Raw genomic sequence first — 12131 nt, 5'->3', positions numbered from 1 at the left:
ATTTCATTTTGGCTCTATTTTTCTATAATCGCCATCCATTCTATTTCTATCGCTTTTAATTCTGCTTCAAAAGCTTTTGCTTGGCTTTTATTCGAAAATGCTGCCATCTTACCATTCATAGGACTTTTTATAGTACCTCCTGAAATAAAGAAGGCTTTCTCTACCGGAATCAATTCATTATCTTTTGTATAATCGTGGACATAATAAGCCTTAATTTGCATTTCTGGATGTTCTTTACAATAGTTGACCATACAAGCAATATCATCAAACTTATAAGCCCTACCTTTTTGGGTAATAATTTCTGCGCCATATTTCCCGTCGCTGATTCCCATTTTGCAAAAATCACAATTGTCAGTATTTAATTTAATTGGAATTGGTTTGTCTCCTGAACATGAAAAAAGAAAAGAAGAAATAATCAAAATGCTAAAAAATTTATCAAATCCTGAAGCTGATTTTTTTTCCTTTATTATAGCCAAAAACAGTAAGATTCCAACTGTAATAAGCATCCATCCTCCAATATCAGGTATAGAATAAGCGCCAAAATTCAATAACTGTTTATAGCCCAGTAATGGAGGCTGGTACGCCATACCAGGAACTCGTATGGCTGCATTTGGGTCTAAATTATGACCGTAGTCATAATTCCATCTGTAAAAATCAATAGCGGCTAGAACTCCAAAAAGCACAAAAGAAGAAAAGAATATATATAAAGAGTTTCGCTTAGCAAAAAAGCTACAACTTAAAGCAATGACGCCAAACATGCCTAAAATATATGGGAGGATTTTAAACTCGACAAAATCTTCGGTATGCAGTGTTTTCATGCCTATATAGTGATTTAATCCGTTGATTATATCTACATCTCCGGCAATTTTTGTGGCATGGAGTTTTAAAACTAAACCTTCAGGATATTGCGGAGCTGTAAGTTCAATTTTCCACATGGGGACAAAAATAGATCCGATTAGCAGAAAACCACACACAAAAAGTACTGCTCTTGAAAAAGTTGAAAGTATTTTATTTTTCATGATAATTCAAAATTAAAAAGGGAACAAAGAAAACTTTGCTCCCTTTACTGGTTACTAGCTATTCCTTTGGTAGATTAGTACCCAAACTATACGTAATTGGAACATTACTTCCTGTAGGTGAAACTCTAACATAACCCTGCATTTCTTGATGAAGTGCACTACAGAAATCCGTACAATAGAATGGGAATATTCCTTTTTTCAGAGGAACCCATTTTAGGGTAAGCGTTTCTCCTGGCATGATCAGCAACTCTGCGGTATTGGCTCCTTTTATAGCAAATCCGTGAGGAACATCCCAATCCTGTTCCAAATTGGTAACATGAAAATAAACTTCATCCCCTACTCGTATCCCTTCAATATTATCCGGAGCAAAATGTGAACGGATACAAGTCATATAAACATGTACTTTATTTCCTTCTCTTACCACTTTGGTTTCTTTTTCACCTCTGGCAACGTAAGGATGCAGATTATCTGCCATTTTGTAATACTTTAACTGACCGTTATTACGTATTTTATCAGCAGGAATACCTTGCGCGTAATGTGGTTCTCCAATGGTTGGATAATCCAATAACAGTTTCATTTTATCTCCGCTAATATCAAACAACTGCGCACTTTGTGCCAATTCCGGGCCTGTTGGCAAAAAGCGGTCTTTGGTAATTTTATTATAAACCACCATATATTTTCCAAAAGGTTTCTCTGTATTGCCTCCCGGAATCATTAAATGCCCTGGAGAATAATAGGTGGCTTTTCTGTCCAGAACTTTTAAATCTTTAATGTTCCATTTTACGACTTCAGACGATACAAACATTGTAGTATAGGCATTTCCTTTTCCGTCAAATTCGGTATGAAGAGGCCCTAATCCTGGTTTTTGAACCTCGCCATGAAGAACTGCTTCGTATTTAACCACAGGAATTCCGGCATAAGCACCATCAAATTGTTTTTTGGCAATAGCATCTTTCAGTTTTGTAAAACTAAATACAGGAATAAGGGCTGCTAGTTTTCCGCTTCCAACAATATATTCACCTGTTGGATCAATATCACAACCGTGTGGAGATTTAGGACAAGGAATCATATAACAAATATCTTTTAACTCCGAAGCGTCAAGAATTAATACCTCTTTTTTTGTCTCAGATTTAGCAGTCTGGGTTTTCTCATCCCAGGTATTATGAACATAATTAGCTGGCACACGTTTTCCTTTTCCGGCTTTGATATATTCTTCTGCTTTTTTCCAGTTTACTGCCATGATAAAATCCTTATCATTTTTAGAAGCATTTACTTCAAGTAAAGTATTTGCTTGTTCAGTGTTGTAACAGGAGAAAAAGAACCAACCGTGAGATTCTTTTTTCCCCGGATGGCTAAGATCAAAATTAACACCTGGAGTTACAATTTGAAAGGCAAGATCCAACTCTCCTTCTTTACCCACTTTTACAAAACTCAGATGTCCTTTAAAGTTTTTCTTGTATGTATTAATGGGTACATCTCCATCATCATTATCTGCAGGAACACTAAAACGGCTTGCCCCCACAATATACTCTGTGTTTTGTGTGATAAAAGGAGATGAATGGTTTCCTCCACAATTTGGAAGCTCAATTATCTCTGCCGTTCTAAAAGTTTTCAGGTCAATACGTGCAATCCTTGGTGTATTATTAGCATTGGCGAAAAGCCAGCGTCCGTCCACTTCTCCATTAGTTTGTGATAAGTCTAAGTGATGCTGATCATCCCATGGCACATAACCATGTGAAGTATTCAACATAGCTTTAGTTTCTTCACTGTAACCATAACCACTTTGCGGATCTTCGGAGAATACCGGCATTACTCTTAACAATCTTCCGCTGGGAAGGCCATAAACACTCACCTGACCGCTGAAACCACCCGATACAAAATTATAGAACTCATCATACTTACCCGGAGCAACATAGACTTTTTGTGCAGCATCACCATCCACAGTATCGCTAGAATCCCTGGGCTTACAGGAAACAAAGAAGGCACAGCCTAAAGCAATGGCGAAAATTGATTTTAATAATTTATTTTTCATAATATTCTCATTTAGAATTTTAATTTTTTTATCCTGATTGATTATTTCACACCATCGTTCTGGCGCATGTATTCGAGTATACTTCTGGCTTCATCATCTGTCAGACCTTGATTAGGCATACGAATCATACAGAGTTCTAATTGAGCCTGTAATTCAGGGTCTTTGTCAATCATAGGATCAGGATTGGTAATAAAATTCATAATCCATTGAGGAGTTCTGCGTTCTGTAACGCCTTTCCATCCGGGCCCTACCAATTTTTCATCTGTAGATTTGTGACAGGACGTACATTTTACTTCGGCTACTTTTAATCCTTTTTCAGCCATTGGCCCATCTAAGGAAGCACCTAATTCAATTGTAGAATATTTTCCAAGTCCTCTTTTAGGATCGTATGATTCTGCTTCAGCTGTTTTTTCTGTTGCAGTAGGAGTTGAAAAATCCTGATCTGTATTCGATTTTTCTTTCCCACACGAAACAAATAAGAAAGAACCAAACATCGTTAATAAAAATAATCTGTTCATTACTAAGGTTTTTAATTTGTTAAACTTTGGAACAAAATTCCAAAACTTGTATTTCATAAAGTATGATCATAATCATAACATGAAAAAAAAGTTCATGATACCTTCGTACCTCCAAAATACAGTTAATGAAATTTTGTATTTACATATTCCTTTTTGCAGTATTATTTAGACCTGTATTTCCAATCTTGGATTACGTACTGAATTACCGTTACATTTCTACAGAATTATGCGAAAATAAAGACACTCCTGAACTGGGCTGCAACGGAAAATGCCATTTCAAGAAAGAGTTGGCAAAAGCCTTAAAAAATGAGACACCTTCCTCGAACGAGAAAAAAAGTGAAATCACGGAAACTATTCTGTTATATTTTGAAAACATTCCTGTTTTTAGTTTTCAAAATGGCCAAAATGTCATTTTAGAAATAAACTCACTATATAAAAATCTTTACGTTTATCTGAACACTCATTTTGTGTTTCATCCACCCGTTTTCAAGTATTAATTTTTCGATTATCTAATTTCTTCTCATCCGGATTTACATTCGGAGCAAGCCCTATTATCCATAATTTAAATTAATATTCAAATGAAAATTTTAAAATACATAACCATTTTAGCTCTAGCTATGACCTTTTTCTCTTGTTCTTCAGATGATAATTCATCAACTGAAATTCCAATTGATGAAACCACGGGTCTTCAAAAAATTCAGGAAATATCCAATGAAAACCATACTATAGAGCTTTATTCTAAAAGCGGTACCTTACTTCAGGGTTATAATCATATAACACTTAGAATTAAAGACAAAAAAACGAATGCTTATATTAAAGATGCCAAAATAAGCTGGTTGCCACTTATGCATATGGCTATGATGGAGCATTCATGTCCAAAATCAGCTGTCGCCAAAACTTCGGACAAACAAACTCTATACGAAGGTGATATTATCTTTCAAATGGCTCAAAATGATACTGAATACTGGAATCTTACAATTAAATATACTGTAAATACTATTCCGTACACAGCTTCTGATAATATCAAAGTTCCGGCTTCAGCAAAACGAACCGTAAGTACTTTTAACGGAACCGATGGTGGTCGCTATGTGGTTGCCTATATCGCTCCTCAAAACCCAAAAGTAGCCACGAATAATATTAGTGTAGTGGTTTATAAAATGCAGGATATGATGACGTTTGCTGTCGTGAACGATTTCAAAATAAAAATGGATCCTAGAATGCCCAGCATGGGAAATCATGGTTCGCCTAACAATACTGATTTAACCCAATCTACAATCGATGGCTTTTATAACGGAAAGCTTTCTTTAACTATGACTGGCTATTGGAAAATTAATCTACAACTTTTAAATGCTTCAGATGATGTACTTAAAGGAGAACCTGTAACGACAGAAAATCCGGCAAGTAGTCTTTTTTTCGAAATTGAATTTTAAAAACTCAATAGCAACACGAAAGAGATGGTTTAATCATCTCTTTCTTATAATTATCTCACAATGAAAAATATAACAGCAGTCCTTTTAGCTATATTTTCGACAGTTTGCTGGGCACAGGAAAAAAAGAATGATAGTCTTGCATCAGTAACTCTCAATGAAATTATAGTTATAGGAAAAAAAACACCTTTGAATCTCAAACAACCCAAATCGTTAACCTCTGTAGAAGATTATCTAATGGGATCTTCCAAAATAAATATGATTAAAAGAGGTGCGTATGCATGGGAACCAACAATTAATAATATGTCGCCCGAGCGTACCGTAATTACCATTGACGGTATGCGCATTTTTGGTGCATGTACTGACAAAATGGATCCGGCGACTTCTTATGTCGAAGTTTCAAATTTATCCGAAGCCACAGTTGCCTCTGGTCAGCAGGCAAGCTGTCATGGCGCTACTATTGGAGGTTCGATAGATTTAAAACGAAATCAATTTAACCAGAGAGAAAACGGCTGGAATGGCAATTTAGCCTCGGGTTATGAAAGTAATAACCAACAAAAAATTATTGGTGCTGCTTTGGGTTACAATGATAGTACCTTCTTTGCTCATGTCGATTTTATGCATCGTGATGCCGAAAACTACAAAACCGGAAACAGAAAAGAAATTAACTTTTCTCAATTTACCAAATACAATATTTCGTTCAATGCGGGTTATTTTATCAATAAAAAAAATGTACTCGAAACATCGCTAATTTATGATAAAGCTACAAATGTTGGATATCCTGCCCTTCCTATGGATGTCTCATTGGCAGAGGCTAAAATTATGTCATTGAGTTATAAATACATCCCCGATTCTGCTTTTATTTCTAGTTTGGAAACAAAAGGGTATTTTAATACCATTACCCACAAAATGGACGACACAAAAAGGCCACTAGTTGCTATCCATATGGATATGCCAGGCTGGTCTGACACTTATGGGTTTTATTCCAAAATAAAAGGAAAACACAAAAATCATGAGTTTCTAGCCGATTTGAATTCTTTTTATAATAAGGCTGTCGCCGAAATGACAATGTATCCCGCTGATCCTATAGAGAATCTTATGTTCATGTACACCTGGCCTGATGTTCGAACGCTGTATAACGGATTATCATTAGAAGATAATATTAAAATTTCTCCAGAAGCTGTACTTAGAATCAGCACCAATCTTGGATTTCATTCGAATACAGTAGCCAATGATTTCGGATTACAAAGCCTTCGTATTTTTTATCCGGAAATGAATAACACAAAAAACCGATTCTTAAAGAGTTTCTCCGGAAATTATACCAAAAATACTGGTAAACTTGAATTCGGATTTGGTTTGGCTTACGCCGAAAGAGCGCCGTCAGTCTCCGAAGGTTATGGTTTCTATCTTTATAACAGCAATGATTTTTATGATTATATAGGAAATCCAAATTTAAAAAATGAAAAGGCTGTTGAAGGAAACTTGTCTTTTGGATTTAAAAACAGCCGACTGACTTCGAAAGTTACGGCTTCATATTTCCATATCTCGAATTATATCATCGGGAAAATTGATCCAAAAATACTGCCCATGACTATTGGAGCTACTGGTGTAAAGATCTACGACGCTCTTAATTACGCTTCGATTTTTAATACTGATTTTAATCTGGAATACTCCTTTTTGCAAAACTGGAATTTAAAAACACAGATCGCCTACAGTCTGGGCAAAGATGATCAGGAAAACAACCTTCCATTTATAAGTCCGCTCCGATATAATGCCGGAATAGAATTTAAAAAAGAAAAACTCAATGCGGGAATATTTGCCTCTGGAAATCTTGCACAAAATGAGTTTGCAAAAGTATACGGACAAACCAAAACACCCGATTACCTGATATTTAATATCCATGCAGGTTATAGCTTTGATTGGCATCAAAATAAAATAAAAGCGCAGACAGGTATTGAAAATATTTTTGATAAATATTACACTACTTTTTCAGACTGGAACAAAATACCGCGAATGGGACGGAATGCTTTTATAAATCTTACTTATAGTTTTCACTAAGATTGGAAACAAAAAATAAATCCACTCTTATGATTAGAATCATAAACTAAAAAAACCGATGGTTATACTTTTACAGTATTAAATTTCAATAACATTCAAATACCAAAACAATGAAAAAGTCTTTCAAGATTACCATCGCCGTAGCAATTTTTGCTATTTTCAGTTTATTCTCATGTGGAAAAAAAGATTCAAAAGAAATAGAACCAGTTGCAACACCTACCACTGAAGAACCTTATGAAGAACATCCGATCGAAACTCCAGTCGCTACAAATGATCTTCATATCGAAAGCAACGATCAGATGCAATATTCTGTAAATGAATTACGAGCTCCTGCAGGGAAAATTACCCTCACGTTAAAGCATGTCGGCAAGATGGAAAAAACCGCAATGGGACATAATTTGGTAATTCTAAAACCCGGAACTGATATTTCTGATTTTACACTTAAAGCTGTAGAGGCTAAAGATACAGATTACATACCGGCATCTGAAAAAGCAAAAGTAATTGCCCATACAAAAGTAATTGGCGGCGGCGAAAGCGATATCATCGAGTTTACAATAGACGAACCAGGAACTTACGATTTTATCTGCTCATTCCCCGGACATGTTTCGATGATGAAAGGAAAACTAATTGTGGAATAAATCAGTTGGCTTTCAAATAAAATACAACTAAAAATTATTATAAATGAACAAGGAAAAAAAACTTTGGATAGGATTTGCACTTGTGATGAGTATCTCTTTTTCAGTATTAGGATATTACGGATACGAGATTTATCAGGAAGCGCCTCCTATTCCAACCGAGATTGTCGGGCCAAACAACACCATAATCTTTACCGCTGAGGAAATTAAGGATGGGCAGAATGTATGGCAAAGTATGGGCGGACAGGAAGTTGGTACTATTTGGGGACATGGTGCTTATGTAGCGCCAGATTGGACTGCAGACTGGCTGCATCGAGAAGCGGTGTTTATTTTGGATAAATTATCCCAAAAAGAATATTCAAAAAATTTTGCAGAACTGACAGAAGAGCAACAGGCCGGAATGAAAATAAGGCTTCAAAATGATGTTCGTAAAAACACCTACGACAGCAGTACTGGTATCATAACCATTTCTCAAAACAGGATTGAAGCCATAACCTATTTGAGTAAATATTATGAAGGATTGTTTATGGATGATCCCAAGTTCGAAACACTGCGTCATAACTATGCTATTCCTAAAATGTCGATAAAAGATCCCGAAAGAATGCATAAAATGAATGCCTTTTTCTTTTGGGCAACTTGGGCCACAGTAACAGAAAGACCAAATCAGACAATTTCATACACACACAACTGGCCATCAGATGAATTAGTTGGAAATGTGGCAACGAAAGATCTTCTGGTATGGTCAGGAGTCAGTATCATACTACTTTTATTTTGCATCGGAATTCTTATTTTTTATCATGTACGATCTGGAGAAGACGAACATTTTGAAATACCAGTCCAAGATCCCTTATTGAAACAAGGGATGACACCTTCGATGTATCGAATAAAAAAATATCTGTGGATTGTAAGCCTTTTGATTGTATTGCAAGTTGTAATGGGGGTCATTACCGCACACTATGGCGTAGAAGGAAACGGATTCTTTGGTGTTCCATTAGATCAGATTCTGCCTTACGCAGTAACAAGAACCTGGCACACTCAACTGGCCATATTCTGGATAGCGACGGCTTGGCTTGCAACTGGATTATATATAGCTCCAGCTGTTTCTGGTAAGGATCCAAAATTTCAAACATTTGGAGTAGACTTTTTGTTTTATGCTTTACTTTTAATTGTACTAGGATCAATGGCAGGACAATGGTTTGGAGTAATGCAGAAACTTAATCTGGTAGAAAACTTCTGGTTTGGTCATCAAGGTTACGAATATGTAGATTTAGGTCGATTCTGGCAAATATTCCTTCTTGTAGGATTGTTTCTTTGGCTTGCATTAATGGTTCGTCCTTTACTTCCGGTACTGAAGAAAAAAACAGGAGAAAGGAATCTTATCATTATGTTTTTAATCTCATGTACAGCTATTGCAACATTCTATGCAGCTGGCCTTATGTGGGGGCGACAAACCAATTTAGCCATTGCAGAATATTGGAGATGGTGGGTTGTACACCTATGGGTAGAAGGCTTTTTTGAAGTGTTTGCCACCGTTGTAATTGCGTTCTTATTTGTTCGATTAGGTTTGTTAAAAACAAAAACAGCAACCCTGAATGTTATTTTCTCTACCATCATTTTTATGTCTGGAGGAATATTAGGAACATTTCATCATCTTTATTTCGCAGGAACTCCCACTGCTGTCATGGCTCTCGGGGCAACTTTTAGTGCATTAGAGATTGTGCCTCTGGTCTTAATTGGCTATGAAGCCTATCATAACTACAAACTTTCAAAATCGACACAATGGATCAAGGATTATAAATGGCCTATCTATTTTATGATTGCGGTTGCTTTCTGGAATTTTTTAGGAGCAGGGGTATTTGGTTTTATCATTAATCCGCCTATTGCTTTGTATTATGTTCAGGGTTTAAACACAACCCCTTTGCATGGACATACTGCTTTATTTGGAGTTTATGGTATGCTTGGGATTGGTTTGATGCTATTTGTGCTGCGCAGTTTGTACAGACATGAGATATGGAATGAAAAAGTAATGAAATTCATATTCTGGTCTACTAATATCGGATTGCTGGCTATGGCTTTACTGAGTCTTCTTCCTGTTGGAATTTGGCAAGCTATAGAAAGTATCGAACATGGAATGTGGTATGCACGTTCGGCCGAACTAATGCAACAGCCAGCGATGGTAACCTTGAAATGGCTTAGGGCTATCGGCGATAGTATCTTCGGATTTGGTGTATTGGCATTATGCTGGTTTGTCTTTGACCTTACCCTTAGAAAAAAAAGTAAGTAAACTAAATAGAACATCTGGGAGTATATTCTCCCAGAGTTTCTTTCAAATGTAATTGTTCGGTGGAATTCAAAGCCTTGAGCAACTTATTTTTTACTTCAAATAAAAAAGTCATCATCAATTCCGCTCAATAAAAAATCATCTTTGGTGAAAATTTAAGGAGCTATCTCAAAAAGAAACTCAGGGTAATTAGTGCTTTAGATGTTCTCATGTAAGCTCATGTTTTACTATTAGACCGGATGTTTCAAATTTTCAAAAAATACCGAACCGCTAGAATTGTTGCACATCAAGAATATGAATTCATATTTTACAGGCAGCTTGATATTGGTTGACATACGTCATTATCTAATTTATTAAAACGGACCCCTACTACCGTTTTCATTGTGGTTACAGAAGTCGGAATCTTGCACGAGCCTTTAAAAGCAGTGTTTTATGAAAATTTGATTTCGACTCCTTCCACACAAGACTGATAGGTAATAAACAAATCTCTATCAAAATAAATACACTGTAAAAAACTTATCTAAATATTAAAAATAAATGTTTCGAATTAAATAAATGAATAAGTGAAGCGTGAAACGCTCAAACCCGTAAAAATGCTTAAACTTTCTTAAACCTAAAAACATGCCTAAGACTGATATTCTAATAGTAGGTTCTGGTATTTCAGGACTATTTTTTGCCATTAAAACGGCAAGAAAACGCCCCGATTTATCTATTTGTATTATGACAAAAGAAATAGCAACCAACACCAATACGCAACTTGCACAAGGAGGAATTGCTGTAGTCACCAATCATTTGAAAGATAGTTTTGAACAGCATATAAAAGATACGGTGCGATCTGGCGCCGGCTTTTGTGATGAAGAAATTGTTAAAATGGTTATTGAACAAGCTCCCGAAAGATTGAAAGAACTAATAGAACTTGGTGCCTCGTTTGATAAAAATCAGGAAGGGCAATGGGATTTAGGTCTAGAAGGTGGCCATTCACAACATCGAATTCTACATCATAAAGACAGTTCAGGATTAGAAATCGAAAAAAAGCTTCTTTCCATCATCACTCAAACATCAAATATTGAACTTTTAGAAAATCATCAGGTTATAGAATTAAATACTGAAACAAAGCGCAATGAAGCGAATTGCACAGGTGCTTTTTTTTATGATAAAAACAATAACACAATAAAATACATACGTACCAGAGCTATTGTACTTAGCACAGGCGGTTGCGGACAACTTTTTGAATACACAACCAATCCTGCGATTGCTACTGGAGACGGTATTGCAATGGCGGCTCGTGCAGGAGTCGAAATCGAAGATATGCAATACATGCAATTTCACCCTACAGCATTAGCGTCCGGGAATAAAAATCCGCTATTCTTAATTTCAGAAGCTGTAAGAGGTTTTGGAGCCTATATTGTAAACGACGAACACAAAAGATTTCTTTTTAAATACGATTTAAGAGGCGAACTAGCTACCCGCGATATTGTTTCCCGTGCTATAAGTATCGAAATGCTGGAAACTCAAAAAAAGCATGTATATCTGGATTGCAGACATTTAGATCAAGCTGATTTTTTTAAACATTTTCCTTCTATCTCTGCCCATTGCAATGCAATAGGTTTATATCCCGAAAAAGATCTGATTCCCATTCTTCCTGCTGCTCATTACCAATGCGGAGGCATTAAAGTAGACCGTAACGGTGTTACTACAATCAAAAATTTATATGCCATTGGTGAATGCGCCAGAACTGGGTTGCATGGAAAAAATCGTCTGGCTTCCAACTCACTTCTTGAAGCCTTGGTCTTTGCTCATCAGGCATCTAACAACATTGATAAAACTATTGCAGCATTTATTTTTTCTTCAAAAATCCTTCTTCCAAAATTTCCAAATGCAAAAATTAAAAATGATTATGAAGCATTCCTAATTTTGAAAAAAGAACTACAGAAACTTATAACTTCTTTTTATACCAGCGATGTCCGGGATACCCATTTGGCAATGCTAAAAATAAAAATGCTAAAAAATGAAGCAGAAAATCTTATAGATAGAAATGAAATTACAATTCCATTTATTGAGTTTTCAAATATGCTTACAACGGCATTAGTTATTATTAAACAATGCCAACGTGAAAAAACGCATTCATGCTAATAATTAACCTTAAACCTTGATAATAAAT

Annotated in this window: 8 protein-coding genes; 5 read left to right on the top strand and 3 right to left on the bottom strand. The window is 35.8% G+C overall.

From position 1 onward, the window contains the following. Positions 1 to 14: 14 nt before the first annotated feature. The 3 genes from AABD74_RS15300 to AABD74_RS15290 are packed head-to-tail and all read right to left on the bottom strand — an operon-like array spanning position 15 to position 3569. Positions 15 to 1019 carry a nitrous oxide reductase accessory protein NosL gene (locus tag AABD74_RS15300; protein ID WP_406843440.1) on the bottom strand — a complete coding sequence of 335 codons (1005 nt, stop codon included), beginning with the start codon at positions 1017 to 1019 and terminating at the stop codon, positions 15 to 17. 58 nt (positions 1020 to 1077) lie between these two features. Further along, positions 1078 to 3051, bottom strand: coding sequence for a Sec-dependent nitrous-oxide reductase (gene nosZ, locus AABD74_RS15295; RefSeq protein ID WP_406843439.1), 1974 nt, complete (start codon positions 3049 to 3051; stop codon positions 1078 to 1080). Between the two features lie 41 nt (positions 3052 to 3092). Then, the gene (locus AABD74_RS15290; protein ID WP_406843438.1) at positions 3093 to 3569 is read right to left on the bottom strand and encodes a c-type cytochrome; all 477 of its coding nucleotides are present in this window, start codon (positions 3567 to 3569) and stop codon (positions 3093 to 3095) included. Positions 3570 to 4147: 578 nt separating this feature from the next. Here AABD74_RS15290 and AABD74_RS15285 point away from each other — a divergent pair. From AABD74_RS15285 to nadB, 5 genes are all read left to right on the top strand, one after another. Beyond that, complete coding sequence (locus tag AABD74_RS15285) at positions 4148 to 4999, top strand: FixH family protein (RefSeq protein WP_406843437.1); 852 nt, start codon at positions 4148 to 4150, stop codon at positions 4997 to 4999. Positions 5000 to 5059: 60 nt separating this feature from the next. Further along, positions 5060 to 7054 (top strand): TonB-dependent receptor domain-containing protein, encoded by a 1995-nt coding sequence (locus AABD74_RS15280; protein ID WP_406843436.1) that lies wholly within the window; start codon positions 5060 to 5062, stop codon positions 7052 to 7054. A gap of 110 nt (positions 7055 to 7164) precedes the next feature. After that, the gene (gene azu / locus AABD74_RS15275; RefSeq protein ID WP_406843435.1) at positions 7165 to 7692 is read left to right on the top strand and encodes an azurin; all 528 of its coding nucleotides are present in this window, start codon (positions 7165 to 7167) and stop codon (positions 7690 to 7692) included. Positions 7693 to 7735: 43 nt separating this feature from the next. After that, complete coding sequence (locus AABD74_RS15270; RefSeq protein ID WP_406843434.1) at positions 7736 to 9973, top strand: nitric-oxide reductase large subunit; 2238 nt, start codon at positions 7736 to 7738, stop codon at positions 9971 to 9973. A 618-nt stretch (positions 9974 to 10591) separates the two neighbouring features. Then, positions 10592 to 12103 carry an L-aspartate oxidase gene (nadB, locus tag AABD74_RS15265; RefSeq protein ID WP_406843433.1) on the top strand — a complete coding sequence of 504 codons (1512 nt, stop codon included), beginning with the start codon at positions 10592 to 10594 and terminating at the stop codon, positions 12101 to 12103. The last annotated feature ends 28 nt before the right edge of the window (positions 12104 to 12131 follow it).

It is taken from the genome of Flavobacterium soyae (assembly GCF_045348165.1).
In the GTDB taxonomy this organism is placed as follows: Bacteria; Bacteroidota; Bacteroidia; order Flavobacteriales; family Flavobacteriaceae; genus Flavobacterium; species Flavobacterium soyae.
Note: the sequence above shows the minus strand (reverse complement) of the source record. Positions and strands in the feature narration are given on the sequence as shown.